The sequence below is a fragment of the Pseudooceanicola endophyticus genome, assembly GCF_018760365.1.
Taxonomy (GTDB): domain Bacteria; phylum Pseudomonadota; class Alphaproteobacteria; order Rhodobacterales; family Rhodobacteraceae; genus Pseudooceanicola; species Pseudooceanicola endophyticus.
This window is the reverse complement of the sequence record NZ_JAHIAB010000004.1, coordinates 1-23,313: the sequence shown is the minus strand read 5'-3', so window position 1 is coordinate 23,313 and position 23,313 is coordinate 1. Positions and strand designations below refer to the sequence as shown.

The following is a 23,313-nucleotide window of genomic DNA, read 5'->3' as shown; positions in this document are numbered from 1 at the left end:
CGGTCAAACCAAGGAAATCCCATGATCAACCGTCTTGCCTGCGCAACCGCCCTGGCGCTTTGCCTGCCCGCCCTTGCCATGGCCGAGGACAGCGCCGCCAAGGACAGCGCGGCGCCTGCCGCCACGACCGCAGCGCCCGCGGCGACCGACACCGCCGCGGACACCAAGAAGGACACCACGCCGGTCACCGCCGACACCGTCCTGGCCACCGTCGGCGACACCAAGATCACCGTGGGTCACCTGCTGACCGCGCGGGACAACCTGCCCCAGCAATATCAGAAGATTCCGACCTCGGTGATCTTCCCGGGCCTGCTCAACCAGCTGGTGCAGCAGGAGGTGCTGAAGCAGTCCTACAAGGGCACCGTGCCGAAGATCGTGCAGTACTCGCTCGACAACACCGACCGCTCGATCATGGCCTCCGTGGCGCTGGCCGACTATCTTCAGGCCAACATCAACGACGACATGCTGAAGGCCGAGTACAACAAGGAATACGGCGACGGCTACGAGCCGAAGGAGGAATGGCACGCCGCGCACATCCTCGTGAAGACCGAGGATGAGGCCAAGGCGGTCGAGAAGGACCTCAAGGATGGCGCCGATTTCGCCAAGGAAGCGAAAGAGAAGTCGACCGGCCCCTCGGGTCCGAACGGCGGCGACCTGGGCTGGTTCTCGGACGGCATGATGGTGCCCGACTTCCAGAAGGCCGTGGCCGCCCTGAAACCGGGCGAAGTCAGCGCTCCGGTGAAGACCCAGTTCGGCTGGCACGTGATCAAGCTGATCGACACCCGCAAGCAGGCGCCCAAGTTCGAGGACGTGAAAGCCCAGCTTCAGGACAAGGTTCAGCAGGACCTGGCCGGCAAGTACATCGATTCCCTTGTCGCCGGTGCCCAAGTCGATAAGAGTGCAGCCGACGGCATCGACCCGTCGCAACTGGATAAAATCGACCTTTCGGAGTGATCCCATGGCGGGCAAGTACCCCACGTCTCCCCTCGCACCTGCGGCCTTCCCGGAGCTTCCGGTCATCGGCGGCCTGCGCTTTGCCAGCGCTGCGGCTGGTGTGAAGTACCAGGGGCGCACCGACGTGATGCTTGCCCTCCTCGACCCCGGCAGCACCATGGCCGGGGTCTTCACCCGTTCGAAAACCCGCTCCGCCCCGGTGCTGGACTGCCAGGCCAAGATCGGCCTGGACGGCACGGGCGGGGCGGCCATCATCGTGAACTCGGGCAATTCCAACGCCTTCACCGGCAAGAACGGCATTGAATCGACCCGCGCCGTCACCACCGCCACCGCCGCCATGCTGGGCCTGGAGGAAACCCGCGTCTTCTCCTCCTCCACCGGCGTCATCGGCGAACCCCTGAAGCACGAACGCATCACCGCCAAGCTCGAAGAGCTGAAGGCGAACCTCGCCCCCGGCAAGATCGCCGAGGCGGCAAACGCCATCATGACCACCGACACCTTCCCGAAAGGCGCCGCAGCCGAGGTCGCCCTGCCCGGCGGCAGCGTGAAGATCGCCGGCATCGCCAAGGGCTCGGGCATGATCGCCCCCGACATGGCCACCATGCTGGTCTACATCTTCACCGATGCGAAGATCGAACGCGCGGTCCTGCAGGGCATGCTGTCCTCGCTGACCGATGTGACCTTCAACTGCATCACCGTCGACAGCGACACCTCGACCTCGGACACGCTGCTGATGGGCGCCACCGGAGCCTCGGGCGTGACGGTCACCGCAGATGACACCGCCTTCGTGGACGCGCTGAAAACCGTCATGCTGGACCTCTCGCACCAGGTCGTGAAGGATGGCGAGGGCGCCACCAAGTTCGTCGAGATCACCGTGACCGGCGCCGTCTCGGATGCCGAGGCCAAGGTCCATGCCATGGCGATCGCCAACTCTCCGCTGATCAAGACCGCCGTCGCCGGCGAGGATCCGAACTGGGGCCGCGTCGTCATGGCGATCGGCAAGTCCGGCGCCGAGGCCGACCGCGACCTGCTGACCATCACCTTCGACGACGTTCTGGTCGCCGAGAAGGGCTGGGTCTCCCCCTCCTACAGCGAGGACCAGGGCGCCGCCGTGATGAAGCAGCAGGAGATCCGCATCGGCGTCGACCTCGGCCTGGGCGCGGGCAAGTCCACCGTCTGGACCTGCGACCTGACCCACGGCTACATCTCGATCAACGCGGATTACCGCTCGTGACGAAGAAGATCATCCTGGTCTCTGCCGTCGCGCTGATCGACGTGGATGGCCGCGTGCTGCTCGCCCAGCGTCCGGAGGGCAAATCCCTCGCCGGGCTCTGGGAATTCCCGGGCGGCAAGGTGGAGCCGGGCGAAAGCCCGGAAACCGCCCTTGTGCGCGAGCTTCAGGAAGAGCTGGGCATCGACACCTGGGAAAGCTGTCTGGCGCCGCTGACCTTCGCCAGCCATGCCTATGACGATTTCCACCTGCTGATGCCGCTCTTCGCCTGCCGGCGCTGGAAAGGCGTTCCGCAGCCGAAGGAAGGCCAGACCCTGGCCTGGGCGCGCCCGAACCAGCTGCGCGACTACCCGATGCCGCCCGCCGACCTGCCGCTGATCCCGGTCCTGCAGGACTGGCTCTAGCCCTAGCCCATGATTCGCGACCGGCAAGGGGCGCTTCCGCCACGGAAGCGCCCCTTGGCTGTATGAGCCCCCCCGGAAAACCCGCATTCCGGGTTCGCATCCATGCGTTGAGCAAGCATTTTCGCATCTGCGAAGGGTTTTTTCTGCGGTGCCGCATGATTGTGACCGTTTTTCGTAACGTCACAATGAAATCCGAGTAAATTTTAGATATTCCGTTAACGGCTTTTGAGGTATTCAGGAGTTACGAATTCTTAAGGGGGAAAGGAAACCACCATGCTGAAGACCGTCACCATTGGTCGTTACGTTTCCGTCCAGGGCACGTTCGTCCGCGCACTCCCGAACGGGAAAGTGGAAGTCCGTGTGGGCGAGAAACTTTTCTCCGGCACTCCGGTAAATCAGACCGCCGCTGCCTGAGCGACCTGCAAGACCGAAGACCCAAAGGGACGGTTCTCCGTCCCTTTTTTCATGCCCGACCGCAAGCGGCGGACCGCCTCCGGCGGGCATATTTAAGGAAAGATGAAAGCCAAAGGCGCGCCACGGTCTCCCGGGCGCGCCTTCTGCATTTTCTTGTTCCAAGTACCTCGGGGGAGTCTCCGGAGGAGACGGGGGCAGAGCCCCCTTCCCGCAGGCCTCAGAGCGAGCGTTCGACTTCCTCGCGCTCGAAGATCTCGATGACATCGCCGGGGCGGACATCGTCGTAGTTCTCGAAGGCCATGCCGCATTCCTGGCCCGACTGCACTTCGCTGACTTCGTCCTTGAAGCGCTTCAGGGTCTTCAGCGTGCCTTCGTGGATCACCACGTCGTCGCGCAGCAGGCGGACACCTGCAGAGCGGCGCGCCACGCCTTCGGTGACCAGGCAGCCGGCAACCTTGCCGACGTTGGACACCTTGAAGACTTCCTTGATCGACGCGTAGCCGATGAAGTTCTCGCGGATCTCGTTCGACAGCAGGCCCGAGGCCGCCGCTTTCACGTCATCCACCAGGTCGTAGATCACGCTGTAGTAGCGGATCTCGACACCCTTCTGGTTGGCCGAGTTCCGGGCCGGTGCGTTGGCACGGACGTTGAAGCCGATCACCGGGGCGCCCGATGCTTCGGCCAGGCCGACATCGGTTTCGGTGATGGCGCCGACGCCGTAGTGCAGCACGCGCACGCGGACCTCGTCGTTGCCGACCTTTTCCAGCGCCTGGACGATGGCCTCGGCAGAACCCTGCACGTCGGCCTTCACGATGACCGGCAGCTCCGAGACGTTCTCGTCGGCCTTGGCCTTCGCCATCAGCTGTTCCAGCGTGGTGCCGGCACCGGCTGCGGCGCGCTTCTCTTTCGCGACGTTGCGGCGGTATTCGGCAATCTCGCGGGCCTGGGCTTCGGTCGAGACCACGTTGAGGACGTCACCGGCTTCCGGCGTGCCCTGGAGACCCAGAACCTCGACGGGAACCGAGGGACCGGCTTCCTTCACGCGCTCGCCCTTGTCGTTCACCAGCGCACGAACCTTGCCGTACTGCTCGCCCACGACGAAGATGTCGCCCTGCTTCAGCGTGCCCTTCTGGACCAGAACGGTCGCGACCGGACCACGGCCGACATCCAGCTGCGCCTCGATCACGGCACCTTCGGCGGCGCGGTCGGGGTTCGCTTTCAGCTCCAGAATCTCGGACTGCAGCGCAATGGCTTCCAGCAGCTCGTCCAGGCCCTGGCCGGTATGGGCCGAAACCTCGACGTCCTGCACGTCGCCGGACATCTTCTCGACGATGACCTCGTGCTGCAGCAGGCCCGCGCGGACGCGGTCCGGATCTGCGGCCGGCTTGTCGATCTTGTTGATCGCCACGATCATCGGCACACCCGCCGCCTTGGCGTGGTTGATGGCCTCGATCGTCTGCGGCATGACCGAATCGTCCGCGGCCACCACCAGCACCACGATATCCGTCACCTGGGCCCCGCGCGAACGCATGGAGGTGAAGGCCGCGTGGCCGGGGGTGTCGAGGAAGGTCAGCGTGGAGCCGCCATCCGTCTGCACCTGATAGGCGCCGATGTGCTGCGTGATGCCGCCGGCTTCGCCCGCGACGACCTTCGCGTGACGGATCGCATCCAGCAGCGAGGTCTTGCCGTGGTCGACGTGACCCATGATCGTGATGACCGGCGGGCGGCTCTTCAGATCTTCGGGCTTGTCGTCCTCGGACTTGATCACGTCCTCGACGTCGGCATCGGAAACGCGGACCATGTTGTGGCCGAATTCCTCGACGATCAGATCGGCGGTGTCCTGGTCGATGGTCTGGTTCTGCGTGACCATCATGCCCATTTTCATGAGCTCCTTGACCACGTCTGCAACGCGCTCGGCCATCCGGTTCGCCAGTTCCGACACCACGATGGTCTCGGGCACCTGGACGTCGCGCACGACCTTTTCACGCTGCTGGGTGCCCATCGCCTTCTGGCGGGCACGTTCCTGCTTGCGCTTCATCGAGGCGAGCGACTTCTGACGGCCACCCTCGCCACCCGAAAGGGCCTGGTTCAGGGTCAGCTTGCCGGAGCGACGGCCATCTTCGCGGCCTGCGCCACGCTTGTTGCCGCGATCCTCGCGATCGGTGCGTTCGCCGACGGGAGCGGCCTTGCCACGGGGCGCGGGCTTGCCGGCAACGGCACCGCCACGGGCTGCCCCGGCAGCATCGTCCTTCGGAGCGGTCTTCGCGGCAGCGGCTTCGGCAGCGGCACGCTTGGCGGCCTCTTCCTCTTCCTTGCGCTTGCGCTCTTCCTCTTCCGCCTTGGCGCGGGCCTTTTCCTCGGCCTCGCGCTGCTCGCGTTCCTTCTGCTCCGCTTCCTCGCGGCGGCGCTGGCGCTCTTCTTCGCGCTCACGCTCCTCGCGGGCGCGCTGCTCGGCCTCGCCGGCCTCGCGTGCCTTGGCCGCAGCCACCGCCTTCAGGCGACGCTCCATCTCCGCGTCGGTGATCCCGGCGGGACGGCGAGACGGGTTGCCCAGCGAAGACTTACCGCCCGCAGCCTTGCCAGGGGCAGGCTTCGTCACGGTACGCTTCTTCTTAACTTCCACCTCGACGCTCTTGGTGCGGCCATGGCTGAAGCTCTGCTTCACGTTCCCCGAACGGGGACCGCCGCCGCGCACACCCAAAGTCTTTTTGCCGTCGTTGTCGCTCATATGGACCATACTTCCTTTCAGGCGGGTCCCTCCCGCCTCACGTCAGGCGCGCATGCCTTTCAGCCTTGCGGCCTCCTCTACAACACGTTTGCTCAAACCACCAGTTCCTAAGGCGGCGTGTATGACAAATTCCCGTCCGAAGGCCAAGCCCAGCTCATTTTGGGTGAGCCAGCCGATGTAGTGACCCTTGTAGGGGGTCGACAGTTTCGACTTGCCGCGCCCCGATCCGTCACTGGCCTGGATCAGGGTGGTGGCCTCTTCCTTGGCCAGCCAGTCCTTCACCTTCTCGTAACCCGTGACGGCGTCACCGGATTTGCGTGCCAGTGCCAGAAGATCCGTCACGTGGCGCAGCAGCAGCTTCTCAACCATGTCGGCCAGCCCGTCGGGCACCGTCACAGGCTGTTTCGCCGCTCGGGAAAACAGTTTCTTCTTCGCGGCCGTCTCGATGGCCGCGCGATCGGCGGACACCCAGATACCCCGGCCGGGGAGTTTTTCGAGGATGTCCGGAAAAACCGACCCATCCGGACCCACAACGAAACGGATCAGGCCGCCTTTCGGCTGCGACTCACCCGTGACGATGCATTTGCGTTCGGGACCCGCTTCCGGGTCCCTGTTCTGTCCACCGCGAGACATCGGTCAGGGAACCCGAGGCTTACGCCTCGGACTCCTCTGCGCCATCTTCATCTTCGGCAGCCGCCTCTTCCTCTTCGGGCTCGATCTCGGAGGGATCGACCCAGCCAAGCAGGACGCGGGCATTCATGACCATGTGCTGCGCTTCCTCGAGCGAGACCTCGAACTTCTCGAGGAGGCCTTCGTCCTTGACGCGCTCACCGTTGACCGTGGTCCAGCCACCGGCCAGCTCCCAGTCGGCGCAGGTGGCGAAGTCTTCCAGCGTCTTCACGCCGTCTTCCGCCAGTGCTTCCACCATTTGGGGCGTCAGGCCGTCGAATTCAATAAGGCTGTCCTCGGCGCCCAGCTGACGGGCGTGATCGAGGGCCGCCTTGGCCTCGGCCTCCAGGCAGTCCGCGGCGCGGGCCTGAAGCTCTTTCGCGGTGTCCTCGTCGACGCCGTCGATGACCAGCAGTTCGTCCAGATCCACATAGGCAACCTCTTCGAGGTTGGTGAAGCCTTCGGACACCAGCAGCTGGGCAAAGAACTCGTCCAGGTCCAGCTTGTCGACGAAGAGCTTGGTGCGCGCTTCGAATTCCTTCTGGCGACGGGCGGATTCCTCGGCCTCGGTCATGATATCGATGTCCAGACCGGTCAGCTGCGAGGCCAGACGCACGTTCTGGCCGCGACGACCGATGGCGAGCGAGAGCTGCTCTTCGGGGACGACGACCTCGATGCGCTCGGCATCCTCGTCCAGAACCACCTTGGTGACTTCTGCGGGCTGCAGCGCGTTCACCAGGAAGGTCGGCATGTCGTCGGACCACGGGATGATGTCGATCTTCTCGCCCTGAAGCTCGTTCACCACGGCCTGCACGCGCGAGCCGCGCATACCGACGCAGGCGCCGACAGGGTCGATCGAGCTGTCGTAGGAGATCACGCCGATCTTCGCGCGCGAACCGGGATCGCGGGCCACGGCCTTGATCTCGATGATGCCGTCGTAGATTTCCGGCACTTCCATCTTGAAGAGCTCGGACATGAACTCGGGCGCGGTGCGCGACAGGAAGACCTGCGGGCCGCGGGTCTCGCGGCGCACGTCCTTGATGAAGCAGCGGATGCGGTCGTTCGGACGATAGGCTTCGCGGCCGATCTTCTCGTTCCGGCGCAGGATGCCCTCGCCGGTGCCGATATCGACGATGACGTTGCCGTATTCCTCGCGCTTGACGACACCGTTGATGATGGTGCCGACGCGGTCCTTGAATTCGTTGAACTGGCGGTCACGCTCGGCTTCGCGCACCTTCTGCAGGATCACCTGCTTGGCGGATTGCGCGGCGATGCGGCCCATTTCCACGGGCGGGACCTCTTCGACGAAAGTGTCCCCGATCTGCGGATCGGCCATGTACTGCTTGGCCTGCTTGACGGTCAGCTCGGACTGGTAGTTCTCCAGCTCCTCGTCGGCGACCACGGTGCGCACGCGGGTGAAGGTGGCACGACCGGTCTTGCGGTCGATCTTCACGCGGATGTCCATCTCGGAGCCGTAACGGCTCTTGGCGGCACGGGCGAGGGATTCCTCCATCGCCTCGACCACCAGCCCGGGGTCGATCATCTTCTCGCGGGCAACGGCCTCGGCAGTCTGGAGCAGCTCCAGCTGGTTGGCAGAGGTGATGGCCATGTCTCAGTCCTCCTGGGAGTCCGGATCGGTCTCGATCTCGTCAAAATTCTCTTCGTTCAGAACGCCGGCATCCTTGCGGGCCTTCAGCATCTGCTTGATCAGTTCGTCGGTCAGCACGAGCTTCGCCTCGGCCAGCCAGTCGAATTTCAGGCCGACGGTCACTTCCTCGCCCTGATCCTCGATGTTGATGAGGACCTCGTCCTCCTCCACGCCGGCCAGAACGCCCTTGAAGCGCTTGCGCCCGCTGACCAGCTCTGCGGTTTCGAGGCGGGCATCGTAGCCCTCGTAGGTCTCGAAATCCTTCAGGCGCGTCAGCGGCCGGTCGATGCCGGGGCTCGAGACCTCGAGGGTGTAGTTGTCGGTGATCGGGTCCTCGACATCGAGCACGGCGGAGACCGCGTTCGAGATGTCGGCGCATTCGTCGACGTCGATACCGCCGTCGGGGCGCTCGGCCATGATCTGAAGGGTCTTGGTCTCGCCACCCATCAGCCGCAGGCGCACAAGTTCGAAGCCCATGTCCAGCAGGACGGGGGCGACGATCTCGGCCAGGCGGCGATCGATGGCGGTTTTCGCGATGAGATCGGTCATGGGATGATCCGGGTACAAAAAAACGGGCGCGCGGCCCGTCGGTGCTTCCGGTGGAGCGTCGGACCCGGAGGCACCGACACGCCGCTGTTGAGGGGGATATAGGCCTCCGACGCACGAATCGCAAGGGAAATCGGGTTAACCGGTACGGGAGCGCGGCGTGCAACCGGCCCCGCGTTGCGGCGCCGGGCCTCCGGCGGGGATATTTTTAGCCAGATGAAAGAGCCGGTTAGCCCCCGAGATCAGGCCGGCACGAGGGTATTCATGATGCGGACAAGTTCTGCCGAAATCCCGGGTTCCGACAGGGCGTGACCGGCATCCGGGATCATCCTCAGGTCGGATTTCGGCCAGGCGCGGTGCAGGGCATGGGCCATGCGCGGTGGGCAGATCATGTCGTAGCGGCCCTGCACGATATGGCCGGGAATATCGGCGATCCGGTCCACCTGGTCGAGGATCTGGTTGTCCTCGAGCCAGCCGAGATGGGTGAAATAGTGGTTCTCGAGGCGGGCGAAGGCGCGGGCATACTGGCCCGGGGGCTCTCCTCCATGGCCCGAGGAGGACATCGAGGCGAGGGCGTTTTCCCAGGCCGACCAGGCCTTGGCATAGGTCACCTCCTCGGCCTGGTTGCCCGTGAAAAGGCGTCGGGCATAGGCCGCGATCAGGTCGTCGCGCTCCTCCTCGGGGATCGGCGCCACGAAACGCGCCCAGGTTTCCGGCCAGAAGGCGCCGGCCCCGCCGCCGTAGAACCAGTCAAGCTCGGACCGGGTCATCAGGAAGACGCCGCGCAGGACGAGGTGACGGGTGCGCTCGGGATGGGCCTGGGCGTAGATCAGAGACAGGGTGGCGCCCCAGGAGCCGCCGAAGACGATCCAGCTGTCGATGCCCAGCGTCTCTCGAATCCTCTCGATGTCGCGGACCAGGTGCCAGGTCGTATTGGCCTCGACCCCGGCGAAGGGACGCGAGCGCCCGCAACCGCGCTGGTCGAACAGCACCACCCGGTAACGGGCCGGATCAAAGTAGCGCCGCATCGCCGGAGAGCAGCCGCCCCCCGGGCCGCCATGCAGCACCACGACCGGAACGCCCTCGGGATTGCCGGACTGCTCCACGTAGATCGTGTGGCCCTCGCCGACATCCAGCATGCGCTGGTCGAACGGATCGACCGGCGGATACAGCACCTGGCCTGCGGCTCTTTGCCCCGAGTTCCTATCCATCACTTCTCCCTGTAGAAGGGGGTCCGAGCCACCATGACCGCAAGGAGCGCGGAATGCAAACCGACAAGTCGTCCACAATTGACCCGGCCGAGGTCGCCAAGTTCGAGGCCATGGCCGCCGAGTGGTGGGATCCCACGGGCAAGTTCAAGCCGCTCCACATGATGAACCCGGTCCGGCTGGAATATATCACGACCCAGATCGCCGCGGAATTCTCCCGCGATCTGAAGGACCCGCACCCCTTCAAGGGTCTGCGCCTGCTCGATATCGGCTGCGGCGGCGGCCTGCTGTGCGAACCGATGGCACGCCTCGGCGCCACCGTCGTCGGCGTCGATGCCGCCGGCAGGAACATCCCCGTCGCCCAGGCCCATGCCGCGCAATCGGGCCTCGAGATCGACTACCGCCACACCTCGGCCGAGGCGATGGCCGAGGCCGGCGAGCAGTTCGATATCGTCCTCAACATGGAAGTGGTCGAACATGTCGCCGATCCGCTGACCTACCTCAGCGCCTGCCACGACCTGCTGAAGCCCGGCGGGCTGCACCTGTGCTCGACGCTGAACCGCAACTCGAAAAGCTTCGCCATGGCGATCGTGGGCGCGGAATGGGTGATGCGCTGGCTGCCCAAGGGCACCCATGACTGGGCCAAGTTCATTACCCCGGACGAGCTTTACGCGCTGATCTCCCGGGCCGGCATGACCCCGGTCGACCGCAAGGGATACGTCTTCAATCCGATCAGCTGGCAGTGGAAGATCAGTGACCGCGACCTCAGCGTGAACTACGTCACCGCCGCCCTGCGCCCTGCGTGAACCATGCACCCAGATCAGGGGTCCGGGCCCGCCCGGCTCCCTGTCATCTGGCCGAAAATATCCCGGGGGAGTCTCCGCAGGAGACGGGGGCAGAGCCCCCCTTCAGCGATCCTCTTCCAGCTTGCCGCGCAGCTCCCGCAGGATCGGCAGCACGGCACGCACCTTGTCCTCGCTCATCTCGTCGACGACCTGCGCGAACATCGGCGCGATGGCGGCCAGCGCGGCATCGCGCGCCATCCGGCCCGCCGGGCTGATCGCCACCATCTTGCGCCGCGCATCGTCCCAGTCCGGGCGGATATGCACGTATCCCGCCCATTCCAGCTTCGAGAGCGTGTTGGTCATCGCCCCGCGCGTGACGTGAAAACTCTGCGCCAGCTGTGCCGGGCTGCGTTCGGTATTGGCCCGCGCCAAGTGGTTCAGCACCGAGAAATGCGACAGCTCCATCCCCTTGGGCAGCACCTTCGACAGGCGGTTCCGGATCAGCTGATCGGCTGCCAGGATCTCGGAAAACAGCGCGATGGCGAGGGAATTGCGGGCGTCGCTCATGGTCTGGTGTCAGGTCTTGGGCGCGACGGAGAGGTCGCGGACAGGGAAGGGTCGGCATCCGGCGACGCGGCAAGAGGCAGGGCCTCCGCCCTGCCCCGCCCGGGCGCTCCGGACGCCGGCCGTCGTCATGCGCCTTCGAGCAGCGCGTCGAGTTTGCCGGCGCGTTCCAGCGCGTAAAGGTCATCGCAACCGCCGACATGGGTCGCACCGACGAAGATCTGCGGCACCGTGTAGCCGCCGCTGGCACGGGTCATCATCGCCTGGCGCAGGTCGGGATCGGCGCTGACGTCGATCTCGTTGAAGGCGGCGCCCTTCTGGGTCAGCAGGCGCTTTGCGGCCTGGCAGAAGCCGCAGGTCGGGGTGGTGTAGATGTCGATCGGCTGCATGGGAGGGGCCTCCGGTTCCGGGATTTCCCCGCAACCTAAGGCGCTTTGGCCACGCGCGCCAGAGCCAGAACCGAAACCGGCCCGGAACCTGCCGCCACGCAAGCCCGCGTCGCCTCGGAAAAGGTCGCGCCGCTGGTCAGCACATCGTCCACCAGCAGCACCGGACGGCCCCGCAGCACCTCCAGGTGGCGCCGGTCCACCGCCATGGTGCCCTCCAGCAGCATGTGCCGCTCGGCCCGGCTGCGGTGATCCAGGCCTGGCGTCGCGCGCCGCCGCACCAGCAGGTCGGGCAGGTCGCGCGCGCCCTGCGCCGCCAGCCGCGCCGCTAAGTGCCGCGACAGAAGCGCGGACTGGTTGTAGCCCCGCGACATCATCCGCCGCCAGTGCAGCGGCACCGGCGCGACGATCATCCCCGACCGGATCAGGGGGCCGGCGCTTTCCAGAAGCCAGTCGGCGGCGGGGGCGGCAATGTCGTGGCGATCGCCATGCTTCAGCCCCATCACCAGCCGTCGCCCCATCCCCTCGTACATCATCGCCGCGCGGCCCCGCGTCCAGGGCGGCGGATCCGCAAGGCACTGGTCGCACCGGGCGGCCTGCGCGTCGGGGCCGCCGGGCAGCGGGGCGCCGCAGCTGTCGCAAACCGTGCCGCCCAGAAAGGGCGTCTCGGCCCAGCAGCCCGCGCAAAGGCCGAAATCGCTTTCCACCTGACCGCCGCAGCTCAGGCAGCGGGCCGGGTAGATCACCCGCAACGCCGTTTGCACCGCGCCCTGAAGGCGCTTATCTAACCATCCCATGACCCAGCCCATCCTTACCGATATGGCAGCCCTTGCCCGCCGCCGCGCCCGTGCCACCCCCGAGGGCCTGTTCCTGCACGACCTGGTCGCACAGGACCTTCAGGATCGGCTGGCCATGGTTAAGAAAAGCTTTACCGACGCGGTGCTGATCACACCCTTTCCGGCGCACTGGCAGGGGCTTGCGGCGGATCTGCCGGTTGCCCCCCGCCTGGTCGAATCCGCCGACACCCTGCCCCTTGCCGAGGGCGAGGCCGACCTGGTGATCCACGTGATGGACCTGCACTGGCGCAACGATCCGGTGGGCCAGCTGATCCAGTGCCGCCGCGCCCTGCGCCCCGACGGGCTGTTCCTGGGCGTCTTCTTCGGCGGCGAAACCCTGAGCGAGCTGCGCGCCTGCCTCGGCCAGGCCGAGATCGAGGTGACCGGCGGCCTGTCGCCCCGCATTGCCCCCATGGGCGAGGTGCGCGACCTGGGTGCCCTGCTGCAACGTGCGGGCCTGGCCCTGCCGGTGGCCGACAACGACCGCACCCGCGTGCAATATGCCAACCCGCTGCGCCTGCTTCAGGACCTGCGCACCATGGGCGAGGGCAATGCCCTGAACGACCGGCTGCGCCGCCCGACCCGGCGTGCCGTCTTCCTGCGCGCGCTGGAGCTGTACCAGCAAAGCTACGCGGATCCCGAGGGCCGCGTGCCCGCCACGTTCGAGCTGATCACCCTGACCGGCTGGTCGCCCCACGAAAGCCAGCAGCAACCGCTGCGGCCCGGCTCGGCCATGACCTCTCTGGCGGCGGCGCTCGGAACCTCGGAAAAGCCCCTGAAATCCTGATCCCCGGGCGTCCTGCACAGCCGCCCCGCGCCCCCGCCCATTGACCTGCCGGTCCAAGCGGCTATCTCGGGGGCGGACCAGTTCAGGAGTGCCCAAATGACAGACGCCGTCCGCCCCGCCGACCACCCCGCGCTGCCGCGCGAAAAGGTCGGCATCCTGATCGCCAACCTCGGCACGCCGGATGGCACCGATTACCGCTCCATGCGGCGCTACCTGTCGGAGTTCCTGTCGGACAAGCGGGTGATCGACTACCCGGCCTGGAAATGGCAGCCGATCCTGCAGGGCATCGTGCTGACGGTGCGCCCGTCGAAATCCGGCAAGGCCTACAAGTCGATCTGGAACAACGAGGCCGACGAATCCCCGCTGATGACGATCACCAAGGCCCAGCACGCCAAGCTGAAGACCGCGCTTGAAACGCGCTACGGCGAAGGCAATGTCGTGGTCGATTACTGCATGCGCTACGGCAACCCCTCCACCAAGTCGGTGGTCAGGCGGATGGTGGCGCAGGGCTGTTCCAAGATCCTATTCTGCCCGCTCTACCCGCAATATGCCGGGGCCACGACGGCGACGGCCAACGACCAGTTCTTCCGCGCCCTGATGGACGAAAAATGGCAGCCCGCCGCGCGCACCCTGCCGCCCTATTTCGACAGCCCCGCCTATACCGATGCGCTGGCCGCCTCGGTGACGCGGGTGCTGGCGCCGATGGCGGAACAGCCCGACATCCTGGTGTGCTCCTACCACGGCCTGCCCGAGCGCTACCTGCACGAGGGCGACCCGTACTTCTGCCACTGCCACAAGACGACGCGCCTTCTGAAGGAAAAACTGGGCCTGGCCGATGACCGGATCATCACCACCTTCCAGTCGAAATTCGGCCCCGAGGAATGGCTGAAGCCCTACACGGTCGAAGAGGTCGCGCGCCTGGCCCAGGCCGGCAAGAAGCGCATCGCGATCATGTCGCCGGCCTTCTCGGCCGACTGCATCGAGACGCTGGAGGAGATCAACGAGGAGATCCGGGAAAGCTTTGTCCATGCCGGCGGCGAAAGCTTTACCTACATCCCCTGCCTGAACGACGACGACGCCCATATCGCGGCGCTGATGCAAAGCATCGAGGCCAACCTGCAGGGCTGGATCGCCTGAGCAGCCCCCTGCCCAGCCGCGGCGGCCGTTTCGGCACGGCCCCGCGCAACGTCGGGACAAAAGAAAAAGGCGGTGGATCGCTCCACCGCCTTTTCTATTCTCTGTGCAGCGCGATCAGTTGGATGCGACTGCAGCAGCGACGACGGCCAGGATGATCAGCGGCACGATGATGCCGGTGGACGAGCTGGTGGTCTCTTCGACGACGACCGGTGCTTCGATGACCGGCTGAGCCAGCGAGCCTGCGGAAGCGGTGGTTGCGGCGCCTGCGAGAGCGGCTGCGAGAACGAGTTTCTTCATGTTATCCTCCAGATAATTGCCGCCTGTCCTGAACACGATCGCCAGACACATTGAGGGCGGCTCTAAGACTTACCTCGTGAGTCTGATGTAATAGAACGCGCCGGATCAAAAGCAATTCCAAGTTGGATTTCGCCCTACGCTTGTCGCCGACCTGTGGTCAAATTAGCAACACCTGCGTCCCCACCACGGCGAGGTCGTAAAGCTCCTCGATATGCTGGTTATAAAGGCCGATGCAGCCGTTCGAGGACTGGCGTCCGATCTTGCGCGTATCCTGGGTTCCGTGGATCCGGTAGTAGGTCCAGCTCAGGTGCAGGGCGCGGGTGCCAAGGGGGTTTTCCGGGCCCGGCGGGATGTAATCGGGCCATTCCGGATCGCGCGCCTTCATCGCCGGCGTCGGGCGCCAGTCGGGATGCGGATCCTTGAGCACGACACGGGTGCGGCCGCGGCGCGTCAGGTCCTCGGTCAGCGGCACCGAGGTCGGATAGAGCTTGTAGATCGACTGGTCCTCGGACCAGAAATGCAGCGCCCGGCTGTCGATATCGACCAGGATCACACCGTTCTTGGTGTTGTCGAAATACGGCTGCCAGTCCAGCGTCCGGAAGGACGAGATGTTGCGCCGTGCCGCCTTGGCCGGATCGCGTTCGACTGCCTCGGGGGTTTCGAACGGCGCCTCGTAGGCGGCGGAATGGGTCTGCGCCAGCGCCGGAGTGGCGATCAGCGCGGCGCCACTGGCCAGGAAGGCACGGCGCGTGGTCTTGTTGTTGGGTTTCATGAAGGACTCCGTAACCTCGCGGTACGTATGCACCGAAAATGCCGCCAAAAGGTAGGGCTGAGAGCGTGTAGCGGCAACTCACACAAGTGTCAGCGAACTTTCTCACCCGCTTGTGCGTTTGCTAAGGTCTTTGCGCCGCGCTAAGCGGGTTTCCAACACACCTAATCGGGCAGGATCTGAATGCGCATTCTACCTCTCTTGATCTCGGCAACGCTGGCCCTCTCGGCGTGCTCCACTACCACGCCGCAGGCGCCACGCATGGGACCGGACGGCAAACCCTTGCCAAAAGTCTACAAGATGCCCCGGGATGCGGAGAGCAAGATCCCCTACGAAGTCCTCGACTCCGTCAATGCTCTGCGCGCCGCCGCGGGCGCTCCGCCGCTGCAGCTGAACGCCAAGCTGACCGCCGCGGCAGCCACCCATTCCCTTGATATGTCTAGACAAAATCGCCCCTGGCACTTTGGCTCCGACGGCTCCTCCCCGATCGACCGGGTGGAGCGCGTGGGCTACCAGGGTCGCCTTGTCGGCGAGGATATCTCGGAGACCTACGAGACCGAGCTGGAGACCCTCGCAGCCTGGTCGAACGAGGAAGACACCCGCCGCGTGATGCTTGATAAATCCGCGACCGACATGGGCCTGGCCTGGTACCAGGAGCCCACCGGCAAGATCTGGTGGACCATGGTCGTCGGCTCCACCCTGCCCGATCCGGGCACCGAACGCGTCGATCGCAGCGGTTCCTGAGGCACCTTTCCGCCGAAGCATCGGCGGAAGTATGCTAGTAAAAAAGCCCGACATCCTGCGATGCCGGGCTTTTTTGCAACACTCGGGCCGAAGCCGCGAAAGGGTGCCTCAGGGGTAGATCGTGATCAGCGTCCCGTCCGGAACCATCGACCAGATCTCCTCGATATCGGCATTGGTGACGGCGATGCAGCCCGCCGTCCAGTCGCCCACCACGTCGGCACCGGAGTTCGGCGCGCCGTGGATGAAGATGTCGCCTCCGGGCTGCTTGCCCTGCTCCGACGCGAAGGCCATCTGCTGCGGGTTGGGATAGGAGATCCCGACCGAGAGGTGGAACTGCGAGTTCGGATTGCGCCGGTCGATCAGGTAGGTGCCCTCGGGCGTCTTCCCATCGCCGCTGAACTGCTTCGGCCCCACCGGATCGAAGCCCAGCTTGATATTGTAGACCTTCAGTGGCTGCCCGCCGTGCATCAGGTACATCTTGCGGTCGCCCTTGTAGACGAGAATCCGCGTCACGTCCGGCCCGTCATAGGTCCGGATCGACTTTGCTCCACAGCCTGCCAGCGCCATGGTGAGCGCCAGGGCCAGGAAAATCACTGCCCGTTTCATGTTTGCCCCGATTATGATTCAGGTTTTCTGCCTAGCTGATTCATATCACTTCCGCGTGCATCGCAGAAGAGAGCAGACGACCCTCGCGATCATGTGAGGCGGAAGGCCGCGACCAGCTCCACATGCGGCGACCAGCGGAACTGGTCGACCACCTGCACCGGGCCCAGGACATAGCCGGCCTCCAGCAGCAGGCGGGCATCGCGGGCGAAGGTCACCGGGTTGCAGGAGACGGCGGCGATCACCGGCACCTTGCTGCCGGCGAGGGCGCGCATCTGCGCCTCCGCACCGGCGCGCGGCGGGTCGATAACCACGGCGTCGATGCCCTTGAAATCCTCGCCCTCCAGCGGGTTGCGGAACAGGTCGCGGGCCTGCACCTTCAGCGCATGAAGCCCGCCGGCGCGGCGCCATCCCTCTTCCAGCGCGGCGGTCATCGCCTTGCTGCCCTCCACCGCCAGAACATCGGCGCGCTCTGCCAGCGGCAGCGCGAAGGTGCCGCAGCCCGCGAACAGGTCCGCGACCTTCCGGGCGCCGCCGACGATCTCAAGCACGGCATCACGCAGCACCGCCTCGCCATGGGCGGTGGCCTGCAGGAAGGATCCCGGCGGCGGCACCACCCGGGCGCGGCCAAAGCGCTGCACCGGCGGGTTCAGGGTGACGATGGTCTCTCCGTCCCAGGACAGGCGCGCAAGCCCCAGCTGCTGCGCGGTGGCGGTCAGCCCCATGCGCAGCGCCTCGTCCAGCGGCTTGCCGCCGGTGACGGCCACGTCCAGGCCACCGTCCGACAGGGTTGCCAGCACAGAAAGCTCTCCCTTGCGGGCACCGCCGGCGACGGCCAGGGCCTCGGCGGCGGGGATCGCCTGCATCAGGTCGGGGTGCAGCAGCTGGCAGTCGGGCACCGCGACGATCGCATCCGAGGCCCGCCCGTGGAAGCCCGCCATGGCCCCGCCCTTGGTCTTGCGGGCCGAAAGCGCGGCGCGGCGACGCGAACGCGCCGGAGAGGTGGCGACGGGCAGGAACGTGGCCTCGATCCCCTGGGCCTCGAGCGCGGTGCGCACGATCCCCAGCTTCCAGGCCGCAACATAGTCCTCGCCCGCGTGCTGCACGGCGCAGCCCCCGCAGGACCGGAAGTGGCGGCAGGGCGCGGCCACGCGATCCGGAGAGGGCGTGAGGATCTTCACGTTCTCCAGTCGCTCGCCGTTCAGCGTGCCGCTGACGGTTTCACCGGGCAGTGTCATGGGGGCGAAGACGGGGCCCTGGGCCACGCCGTCGCCATGGTGGCCGAGACGTTCGATGAGATGTTCCATGTCCGGCCCCTTACAGCGGAAGCCCCGCCCGGCAAAGCCCTATTCCGCAGCCTCTTCGGTCTCGTCCGTGCCGATGAAGCCGCCCGACTGGCGCGCCCAGTAGCGTGCGTAAAGCCCGCCCTGCTTCAGCAGTTCGGCATGGGGCCCGACCTCGGCGATGCGGCCCTGGTCCAGCACCACGATGCGGTCCATGTGGTTGATCGTCGAAAGCCGGTGCGCGATGGCCAGCACCGTCTTGCCCTCCATCACCCGCTCCAGCGCCTCCTGGATCTGCGCCTCGACCTCGCTGTCGAGCGCCGACGTCGCCTCGTCCAGAACCAGGATTTTCGCATCCTTCAGGATGGCGCGGGCCAGGGCGATGCGCTGGCGCTGCCCGCCCGAAAGCTTCACGCCACGTTCGCCCAGACGGGCATCATAGCCGCTGCGCCCCTCGAAGTCCTTCAGATCGCGGATGAAATGATCGGCCTCGGCCTTGCGGGCCGCCGCGATCATCTCTTCCTCGGTGGCATCGGGGCGACCGTAAAGGATGTTCTCGCGCGCAGAGCGGTTGAACATCGCGGTGTCCTGGGTGACCAGCGCGATATTGCGGCGCAGGCTGTCCTGGGTGACGCCGCCGATGTCCTGGCCGTCGATCTCGATCCGGCCCTCCTCGGGGTCGTAGAGGCGCAGCAGCAGCGACACCAGCGTCGATTTCCCGGCCCCCGAGGCACCGACGATGCCCAGCTTCTCTCCGGGGTGGATGGTCAGGTCGATGCCGCGGATGCCACCCTTCTGGCCGCCATAGGCGAAGGTCACGTCGCGATAGCGGATCTCTCCCTCCGGCACGGCAAGCGCGGGGGCGCCGTCGCGGTCCAGCAGCCGGACCGAACGGCCCAGGGTCTTCATGCCATCCTCGACCTCGCCCACGGATCCGTAGATCCCCATCAGGGCAAAGCTGACCCAGCCGGTCATCTGCGCGACCCGGGTGGCAATGGCCCCCGCCGCCACGATGTCGCCCACCGTGGCACCGCCCTGGGTCCAGGACAGCAGCGTGCCGCCCACCAGCAGCACCGGCAGCACCCCGGCCAGGATCGTCAGGGTGAAACGGAACTGCGCCGAAAGCCGCCCGAAATGCAGCGCCGCCGACCGGAAACCGGCCAGCGCGCCAAGCGCCGCCTTGTCCTCGTGATCGGCATGGGCGAACAGCTTGACCGTCTTGATGTTGGTGATCGTGTCCACCACCTGCCCCGAGACCATGGCCCGCGCCGCCGCCCGTTTCGCGGCCCGTGCCCGCACCCGCGGGATGTACCAGCGCACCAGCGACAGGTAGCCCGCCAGCCAGAGCACGAAGACCAGCCCCAGCCAGCCGTCGATCGTCAGGATCAGCGCCGCCGACCCGACCAGGGAGGCCAGCGCGAAGGCCACGGTGTTGATCGTCTCGAAAGCCACATCGGTGGCGGCCCGGGCGGTCTGCATCTGCTTCTGGCTGATGCGACCGGCGAAATCATTGTCGAAGAAGGTCACCGACTGGCCCATGGTCCAGCGATGCAGCCGCGAGAGCACCAGCGTGAAGACATTGGGCATCACGATCATGGAGTTGGTGGCCGAGCTGAGGCCGAAGAACAGCGGTCGCGCCACCAGGAAGAAACCCACCGCCAGGGCCAGAATCCCGATGTTCGCGGGCGTCAGAAAGCCCTCGGGCCCGGTGGCCTGGGCACCGTCGACGACCCGGCCCAGGATCCAGGCGGTCGCGGCTTCCATCCCCCCGGCCAGCGCTGAAAGCGCCGCCGCCAGGATCAGCGCCGGAAAACTGCCCTTCAGCAGCCAGCCGATGAAGCGCAGCAGGGTCTGGGGCGGCGCGCCCTTTGCCGGGGCAAAGGGATCGATCAGGGTTTCGGGACGCAGCATGGGGCCTACCTTTCCGCGCGGGACGGACCCGCGAGCGGTCAATGCTCGCCCAGCAACCCGGCCCGGTCCAGTGTGAAATCCGAAGAAATCCAGCGGGATTCGAGGCTGCGCAGGGTCCGGCCGATCTCTGCTCCCGTCACGGTTGCGGGCAGATCCCCGGCCTTCACCGGAAAGACCTGCGCCGCGCCGAAGCTGGCGCGGGCCTGCGCATCGGGGGGCGGGGGCATCTCCAGCAGGGCGGCGCGCAGCAGGATCACCTGCATCGCCAGGACCGGCCCGTGACGATAGCCCAGCTCGGCCGGGCCGGACATCGCGCCCACCGCATCGCGCAGCAGCGCCACGGTGGCGGCATCCTTCTTCGACAGCCGCAGCGCCTGGCCCACATCGCCGCCCCCAAGCGCCGCCAGACGGCAACGCCAGTCCGGCGTGGTGCCCGTGGCCTGTTCGAAATGCACCAGCGGCGCCAGCGCCTTGGCCTCCGCCCCGGGCAGCAGCCGTCCCAGCACCCCGACCTGCCCCATGCAGGCCAGCGCAGGCGCCGGATCGGTGACGCACAGCAGCTTGGTCAGCTCGGCCCCCACGCGCTCAGCCGAGAGCGTCTCGAGGCCATCCAGGGTGGCGGCGATGGCGGCCAGCGCCTCGGGATCGAAGCCGCCCTGCGGATCGGCAAAGCGGGCATGGAAGCGGAAGTAGCGCAGGGTGCGCAGGTAATCCTCGCGGATGCGGGTCTCGGCATCGCCGATGAAACGCAGGCGCCGGGCCGCCAGATCCGCCAGCCCCTGCCCCAGCGGGTCGCGCACCGCCCCTTCGGGAGAGGCATAGAGCGCGTTCATGGTGAAATCGCGGCGCCGGGCGTCCTCGTCCATGGTGTCGGCAAAGGCCACCACGGCGTGACGGCCGTTGGTTTCGACATCGCGGCGGAAGGTCGTGACCTCATGCGGCACCCCGCCCGAAACGATGGTGATCGTGCCATGGTCTATGCCTGTCGGGATCTGCTTCAGCCCGGCGGCCTCGGCCAGGGCCTGCACGGTGTCGGGCCGGGCATCGGTGCAGATGTCGATGTCGCCCACCGGGATGCCCAGCAGCGCATCGCGCACGCAGCCGCCAACGAACCAGGCCTGATGACCGCCCGCACGCAGCGCCGCGCAGACCGCCCTCGTTGCCGGCGCCTCCAGCCAGTCCCCGGACAGCCGGGTCATGACAGGCGTTCCGCCAGAACCCGCAGCATCCGGGCCGTTGCCCCCCAGATGTAGTAGGGCCCATAGGGAACGGTATAGTAGTAGCGTCTGTTGCCCCGCCAGCGCCGCGACTGAATCGAATAGCTTTCCGGGCGCAGCAGATGCGACAGCGGCACGCGGAAGACCTCCGCGACCTCGCCCGGCTCGGCGCATTCCTCGAAAGGATGCAGCACGCGGGCCACCACGGGGCTGACCTGAAAGCCGGTGACCGTCTCGTGCGGGGGTAGGAAGCCCAGCACCTCGACGCAGTCCTGTGGCAGGCCGATCTCCTCGCGCGCCTCGCGCAGGGCGGTGGCGGTGGCATCGGCATCGCCCGCGTCCTGCTTGCCGCCCGGAAAGGCGATCTGGCCGGGATGATGCTTCAGCGCGGAAGAGCGTTTCGTCAGGATGACCTGGGACCCCGCAGGCCCCTCTTCGATCGCGCAGAGCACGGCGGCGGGCCGCAGCCTGCGCCCCGGCGGCAGGGCCAGCGGCGGGTTCAGATCGAAATCCGACGAAGGGTCGCCGGGCCGCGCAAGCGCCCCGGCAATTCTGTCGAAGACCGCAGGGTCAGCCTTCATCCTGTCCGGCCTCGAAGCCCAGCGTCTTCGGATCCATCTCGTAATGCGCGCCGCAGAACTGGCAGTCGGCGGTGACGATGCCCTCTTCGGTGGTCATCTTCTCGATGTCCTTGGAAGAGTAGATCGACAGGCTCTGGCGCACGCGCTCTTCCGAGCAGGTGCAGCCGAAGCGCACCGACTGGCTGTCAAAGACGCGCGGGGTCTCCTCGTGGAACAGGCGCACCAGCAGATCGGTGGGCGACACCGAGGGGCCGATCAGTTCCAGCTGCTCGACGGTATCGAGGTGGAAGTTGACGCGGTTCCAGTTCTCTTCCGCCTCGCCCTCGACCAGGTCCTGGGCCAGCAGCAGCCCGCCCTCGCCGGTGCCCTCGGCATTGGCGACATGCTCGCCCGGCTTGGGCATGGATTGCAGCATCACGCCGCCGGCGCGCCAGTGCTGGATGCCGCCCGCCTCGGTCGACAGGCCGAAGGACAGGTTGAAGCTGGTCGGCAGCTGTTCGGACTGGGCGAAATAGGCCTCTGCGCAGGCCCGCAGAGAGCCGCCGGCGATCGGCGTCAGGCCCTGGTAGGGCACGGTGCCCTTGCCCTGGTCGATCAGCACGGCAAAGTAGCCCTTGCCGATCTGGTCGAAGGGATTGCCCTCGCTCACGCGGTCGCGGTCAAAGCTCGCGTAGGCGCGGATGCGGGCGGGCTCGCCGTCCTTCTCGGGGCCGTAGTAATCGGTGGCGATCATCCGCACCGGGCCGTCCGACTGCACCTGCAGCGACAGCTTCCAGCGCAGCTTGATGGTCTGGCCGATCAGCGCGGTCAGCAGCGCCATTTCCGCCACGAGGGCCTCGACGGTCGGAGGATAGTCGTGCTGCTTGAGGATGCCGTCCAGCACCCCGTCGAGCCGCGCGATCCGGCCGCGAATGTCTGCATTGTCGAGCTGGAACGGAAGTACGGTATCGTCCCAGGCGAGTTTGGTGCCGATGGTCATGTGATGTCCTGTGCGCTTGCTCTTGGCATAACCCGGTGCGAGGTAAGGGGCAAGGCAACCCTCTTCAACCCCCGAGAGACGGAGACCTCCCATGCGTCGTTACGGAAAACCGGCCCTCGCGGGCCAGAAATACACGCTGCGCCCCGGCGCCTATGCCATCCTGCCCCGCGACGGCAAGCTGCTGGTGACCTTCCAGGCACAACCGGAACCCGAGGTCCAGCTGCCCGGCGGCGGCATCGATCCCGGCGAAACTGCCATCCAGGCCCTGCACCGCGAAGTCTGGGAAGAAACCGGCTGGAGCATCGCCGCGCCGCGCCTGCTCACCAGCTACCGCCGCTTCGTCTGGATGCCCGAATACGAAATCCAGGCGGAAAAGATCTGCCACGTCTTCCTCGCCCGTCCGGTGCTGCGCCGCTCCGCGCCGAAGGAACCGCATCACTCCGCCCTCTGGATGGCCCCGGAACTGGCCGCCGAAGCCGTCGGCAGCGAAGGCGACGCGGCGGTGCTGCAAAGCCTGCTCTGATCCATTTTCTTGGTCCAAATACCTCGGGGGGAGGCGCCGCAGGCGCCGGGGGGCAGCGCCCCCCACCCCCCCCCCCCCCCCCCCCGCCCCGCCCCGCCCCGACCCCAAA

25 protein-coding genes are annotated in these 23,313 nt (G+C 66.5%); 9 read left to right on the top strand and 16 right to left on the bottom strand.

Annotation, left to right across the window (positions count from 1 at the left end; translation table 11 throughout):
• Positions 1 to 21 precede the first annotated feature (21 nt).
• From KM176_RS08455 to KM176_RS08440, 4 genes are all read left to right on the top strand, one after another.
• Entirely contained in the window at positions 22 to 954 is a 933-nt protein-coding gene (locus KM176_RS08455; protein WP_236045231.1) for a peptidylprolyl isomerase, read from the top strand.
• A gap of 4 nt (positions 955 to 958) precedes the next feature.
• Positions 959 to 2,188: a bifunctional glutamate N-acetyltransferase/amino-acid acetyltransferase ArgJ gene (gene argJ / locus KM176_RS08450; RefSeq protein WP_160891217.1), complete on the top strand. Its 1,230-nt coding sequence runs from the start codon at positions 959 to 961 to the stop codon at positions 2,186 to 2,188.
• Positions 2,185 to 2,589 carry a (deoxy)nucleoside triphosphate pyrophosphohydrolase gene (locus tag KM176_RS08445; RefSeq protein ID WP_160891218.1) on the top strand — a complete coding sequence of 135 codons (405 nt, stop codon included), beginning with the start codon at positions 2,185 to 2,187 and terminating at the stop codon, positions 2,587 to 2,589. The genes argJ and KM176_RS08445 overlap by 4 nt, the downstream gene beginning before the upstream one ends.
• Positions 2,590 to 2,862: 273 nt before the next feature.
• Positions 2,863 to 3,003, top strand: a complete 141-nt coding sequence (locus KM176_RS08440; RefSeq protein ID WP_202397679.1) for a hypothetical protein — start codon at positions 2,863 to 2,865, stop codon at positions 3,001 to 3,003.
• Positions 3,004 to 3,220: 217 nt separating this feature from the next.
• Here KM176_RS08440 and infB read toward each other — a convergent pair whose 3' ends face one another.
• The 5 genes from infB to pip all read right to left on the bottom strand — a co-directional run bounded on the left by infB (position 3,221) and on the right by pip (position 9,805).
• Entirely contained in the window at positions 3,221 to 5,731 is a 2,511-nt protein-coding gene (infB, locus tag KM176_RS08435; protein ID WP_215558771.1) for a translation initiation factor IF-2, read from the bottom strand.
• A 42-nt stretch (positions 5,732 to 5,773) separates the two neighbouring features.
• A complete protein-coding gene (locus KM176_RS08430) occupies positions 5,774 to 6,364 on the bottom strand; it encodes an RNA-binding protein (RefSeq protein WP_160891220.1) in 591 nt (196 codons plus the stop codon).
• A 19-nt stretch (positions 6,365 to 6,383) separates the two neighbouring features.
• Positions 6,384 to 8,009, bottom strand: a complete 1,626-nt coding sequence (gene nusA, locus KM176_RS08425) for a transcription termination factor NusA (protein ID WP_160891221.1) — start codon at positions 8,007 to 8,009, stop codon at positions 6,384 to 6,386.
• Positions 8,010 to 8,012: 3 nt separating this feature from the next.
• Positions 8,013 to 8,597, bottom strand: a complete 585-nt coding sequence (gene rimP, locus KM176_RS08420) for a ribosome maturation factor RimP (protein WP_160891222.1) — start codon at positions 8,595 to 8,597, stop codon at positions 8,013 to 8,015.
• Positions 8,598 to 8,836: 239 nt separating this feature from the next.
• Positions 8,837 to 9,805, bottom strand: coding sequence for a prolyl aminopeptidase (pip, locus tag KM176_RS08415; protein WP_160891223.1), 969 nt, complete (start codon positions 9,803 to 9,805; stop codon positions 8,837 to 8,839).
• Positions 9,806 to 9,858: 53 nt separating this feature from the next.
• Between pip and ubiG the strand changes: the two genes are divergently transcribed.
• The gene (gene ubiG / locus KM176_RS08410) at positions 9,859 to 10,608 is read left to right on the top strand and encodes a bifunctional 2-polyprenyl-6-hydroxyphenol methylase/3-demethylubiquinol 3-O-methyltransferase UbiG (protein WP_160891224.1); all 750 of its coding nucleotides are present in this window, start codon (positions 9,859 to 9,861) and stop codon (positions 10,606 to 10,608) included.
• A gap of 102 nt (positions 10,609 to 10,710) precedes the next feature.
• Here the strand turns inward: ubiG and KM176_RS08405 are convergent, their stop codons facing one another.
• The 3 genes from KM176_RS08405 to KM176_RS08395 form a co-directional block, all read right to left on the bottom strand.
• On the bottom strand, positions 10,711 to 11,154 hold the full coding sequence (locus KM176_RS08405) for a MarR family winged helix-turn-helix transcriptional regulator (RefSeq protein ID WP_160891225.1): 444 nt from the start codon (positions 11,152 to 11,154) through the stop codon (positions 10,711 to 10,713).
• Between the two features lie 125 nt (positions 11,155 to 11,279).
• Positions 11,280 to 11,540, bottom strand: coding sequence for a glutaredoxin 3 (gene grxC, locus KM176_RS08400; protein ID WP_160891226.1), 261 nt, complete (start codon positions 11,538 to 11,540; stop codon positions 11,280 to 11,282).
• A 35-nt stretch (positions 11,541 to 11,575) separates the two neighbouring features.
• Positions 11,576 to 12,334, bottom strand: a complete 759-nt coding sequence (locus tag KM176_RS08395; protein ID WP_160891227.1) for a ComF family protein — start codon at positions 12,332 to 12,334, stop codon at positions 11,576 to 11,578.
• Here KM176_RS08395 and KM176_RS08390 point away from each other — a divergent pair.
• Positions 12,333 to 13,160: a methyltransferase domain-containing protein gene (locus KM176_RS08390; RefSeq protein WP_160891228.1), complete on the top strand. Its 828-nt coding sequence runs from the start codon at positions 12,333 to 12,335 to the stop codon at positions 13,158 to 13,160. The two genes, KM176_RS08395 and KM176_RS08390, sit on opposite strands and share 2 nt — an antisense overlap.
• 96 nt (positions 13,161 to 13,256) lie before the next feature.
• Positions 13,257 to 14,297 carry a ferrochelatase gene (gene hemH, locus KM176_RS08385; RefSeq protein WP_160891229.1) on the top strand — a complete coding sequence of 347 codons (1,041 nt, stop codon included), beginning with the start codon at positions 13,257 to 13,259 and terminating at the stop codon, positions 14,295 to 14,297.
• A gap of 114 nt (positions 14,298 to 14,411) precedes the next feature.
• On the opposite strand, the gene KM176_RS08380 is transcribed toward hemH, so the two are convergent.
• The gene (locus tag KM176_RS08380; RefSeq protein WP_160891230.1) at positions 14,412 to 14,594 is read right to left on the bottom strand and encodes a hypothetical protein; all 183 of its coding nucleotides are present in this window, start codon (positions 14,592 to 14,594) and stop codon (positions 14,412 to 14,414) included.
• Between the two features lie 157 nt (positions 14,595 to 14,751).
• The gene (locus tag KM176_RS08375; RefSeq protein ID WP_160891231.1) at positions 14,752 to 15,366 is read right to left on the bottom strand and encodes a L,D-transpeptidase; all 615 of its coding nucleotides are present in this window, start codon (positions 15,364 to 15,366) and stop codon (positions 14,752 to 14,754) included.
• Between the two features lie 180 nt (positions 15,367 to 15,546).
• Between KM176_RS08375 and dalA the strand changes: the two genes are divergently transcribed.
• Positions 15,547 to 16,107, top strand: coding sequence for a divisome-associated lipoprotein DalA (gene dalA / locus KM176_RS08370; RefSeq protein WP_160891232.1), 561 nt, complete (start codon positions 15,547 to 15,549; stop codon positions 16,105 to 16,107).
• A gap of 108 nt (positions 16,108 to 16,215) precedes the next feature.
• Here dalA and KM176_RS08365 read toward each other — a convergent pair whose 3' ends face one another.
• From KM176_RS08365 to hslO, 6 genes are all read right to left on the bottom strand, one after another.
• Positions 16,216 to 16,713 carry a L,D-transpeptidase family protein gene (locus KM176_RS08365; RefSeq protein ID WP_160891233.1) on the bottom strand — a complete coding sequence of 166 codons (498 nt, stop codon included), beginning with the start codon at positions 16,711 to 16,713 and terminating at the stop codon, positions 16,216 to 16,218.
• Positions 16,714 to 16,802: 89 nt separating this feature from the next.
• The gene (locus KM176_RS08360) at positions 16,803 to 18,017 is read right to left on the bottom strand and encodes a class I SAM-dependent RNA methyltransferase (RefSeq protein ID WP_160891234.1); all 1,215 of its coding nucleotides are present in this window, start codon (positions 18,015 to 18,017) and stop codon (positions 16,803 to 16,805) included.
• Between the two features lie 39 nt (positions 18,018 to 18,056).
• Positions 18,057 to 19,904 (bottom strand): ABC transporter ATP-binding protein, encoded by a 1,848-nt coding sequence (locus KM176_RS08355; protein ID WP_160891235.1) that lies wholly within the window; start codon positions 19,902 to 19,904, stop codon positions 18,057 to 18,059.
• 38 nt (positions 19,905 to 19,942) lie between these two features.
• Positions 19,943 to 21,103 carry a CCA tRNA nucleotidyltransferase gene (locus KM176_RS08350; protein WP_160891236.1) on the bottom strand — a complete coding sequence of 387 codons (1,161 nt, stop codon included), beginning with the start codon at positions 21,101 to 21,103 and terminating at the stop codon, positions 19,943 to 19,945.
• The gene (locus KM176_RS08345) at positions 21,100 to 21,702 is read right to left on the bottom strand and encodes a CoA pyrophosphatase (RefSeq protein ID WP_160891237.1); all 603 of its coding nucleotides are present in this window, start codon (positions 21,700 to 21,702) and stop codon (positions 21,100 to 21,102) included. The genes KM176_RS08350 and KM176_RS08345 overlap by 4 nt, the downstream gene beginning before the upstream one ends.
• Positions 21,692 to 22,681 carry an Hsp33 family molecular chaperone HslO gene (gene hslO, locus KM176_RS08340; RefSeq protein ID WP_160891238.1) on the bottom strand — a complete coding sequence of 330 codons (990 nt, stop codon included), beginning with the start codon at positions 22,679 to 22,681 and terminating at the stop codon, positions 21,692 to 21,694. Before hslO ends, KM176_RS08345 begins: the two co-directional genes overlap by 11 nt.
• Positions 22,682 to 22,772: 91 nt before the next feature.
• Between hslO and KM176_RS08335 the strand changes: the two genes are divergently transcribed.
• Positions 22,773 to 23,204 carry an NUDIX domain-containing protein gene (locus KM176_RS08335; protein WP_160891239.1) on the top strand — a complete coding sequence of 144 codons (432 nt, stop codon included), beginning with the start codon at positions 22,773 to 22,775 and terminating at the stop codon, positions 23,202 to 23,204.
• Positions 23,205 to 23,313: the final 109 nt, after the last annotated feature.

Excerpts from the sequence above, each read along its gene's own strand:
- KM176_RS08390 (WP_160891228.1), top strand. The coding sequence starts at position 12,333 with ATGACCCAGCCCATCCTTACCGATATGGCAGCCCTTGCCCGCCGCCGC.
- KM176_RS08355 (WP_160891235.1), bottom strand. The coding sequence starts at position 19,904 with ATGCTGCGTCCCGAAACCCTGATCGATCCCTTTGCCCCGGCAAAGGGC.
- KM176_RS08375 (WP_160891231.1), bottom strand. The coding sequence starts at position 15,366 with ATGAAACCCAACAACAAGACCACGCGCCGTGCCTTCCTGGCCAGTGGC.
- ubiG (WP_160891224.1), top strand. The coding sequence starts at position 9,859 with ATGCAAACCGACAAGTCGTCCACAATTGACCCGGCCGAGGTCGCCAAG.
- dalA (WP_160891232.1), top strand. The coding sequence starts at position 15,547 with ATGCGCATTCTACCTCTCTTGATCTCGGCAACGCTGGCCCTCTCGGCG.
- grxC (WP_160891226.1), bottom strand. The coding sequence starts at position 11,540 with ATGCAGCCGATCGACATCTACACCACCCCGACCTGCGGCTTCTGCCAG.
- KM176_RS08350 (WP_160891236.1), bottom strand. The coding sequence starts at position 21,103 with ATGACCCGGCTGTCCGGGGACTGGCTGGAGGCGCCGGCAACGAGGGCG.
- pip (WP_160891223.1), bottom strand. The coding sequence starts at position 9,805 with ATGGATAGGAACTCGGGGCAAAGAGCCGCAGGCCAGGTGCTGTATCCG.
- KM176_RS08405 (WP_160891225.1), bottom strand. The coding sequence starts at position 11,154 with ATGAGCGACGCCCGCAATTCCCTCGCCATCGCGCTGTTTTCCGAGATC.
- hemH (WP_160891229.1), top strand. The coding sequence starts at position 13,257 with ATGACAGACGCCGTCCGCCCCGCCGACCACCCCGCGCTGCCGCGCGAA.
- KM176_RS08345 (WP_160891237.1), bottom strand. The coding sequence starts at position 21,702 with ATGAAGGCTGACCCTGCGGTCTTCGACAGAATTGCCGGGGCGCTTGCG.
- hslO (WP_160891238.1), bottom strand. The coding sequence starts at position 22,681 with ATGACCATCGGCACCAAACTCGCCTGGGACGATACCGTACTTCCGTTC.
- KM176_RS08360 (WP_160891234.1), bottom strand. The coding sequence starts at position 18,017 with ATGGAACATCTCATCGAACGTCTCGGCCACCATGGCGACGGCGTGGCC.
- KM176_RS08335 (WP_160891239.1), top strand. The coding sequence starts at position 22,773 with ATGCGTCGTTACGGAAAACCGGCCCTCGCGGGCCAGAAATACACGCTG.
- KM176_RS08365 (WP_160891233.1), bottom strand. The coding sequence starts at position 16,713 with ATGAAACGGGCAGTGATTTTCCTGGCCCTGGCGCTCACCATGGCGCTG.
- argJ (WP_160891217.1), top strand. The coding sequence starts at position 959 with ATGGCGGGCAAGTACCCCACGTCTCCCCTCGCACCTGCGGCCTTCCCG.
- KM176_RS08395 (WP_160891227.1), bottom strand. The coding sequence starts at position 12,334 with ATGGGATGGTTAGATAAGCGCCTTCAGGGCGCGGTGCAAACGGCGTTG.
- nusA (WP_160891221.1), bottom strand. The coding sequence starts at position 8,009 with ATGGCCATCACCTCTGCCAACCAGCTGGAGCTGCTCCAGACTGCCGAG.
- infB (WP_215558771.1), bottom strand. The coding sequence starts at position 5,731 with ATGAGCGACAACGACGGCAAAAAGACTTTGGGTGTGCGCGGCGGCGGT.
- KM176_RS08455 (WP_236045231.1), top strand. The coding sequence starts at position 22 with ATGATCAACCGTCTTGCCTGCGCAACCGCCCTGGCGCTTTGCCTGCCC.
- rimP (WP_160891222.1), bottom strand. The coding sequence starts at position 8,597 with ATGACCGATCTCATCGCGAAAACCGCCATCGATCGCCGCCTGGCCGAG.
- KM176_RS08440 (WP_202397679.1), top strand. The coding sequence starts at position 2,863 with ATGCTGAAGACCGTCACCATTGGTCGTTACGTTTCCGTCCAGGGCACG.
- KM176_RS08380 (WP_160891230.1), bottom strand. The coding sequence starts at position 14,594 with ATGAAGAAACTCGTTCTCGCAGCCGCTCTCGCAGGCGCCGCAACCACC.
- KM176_RS08430 (WP_160891220.1), bottom strand. The coding sequence starts at position 6,364 with ATGTCTCGCGGTGGACAGAACAGGGACCCGGAAGCGGGTCCCGAACGC.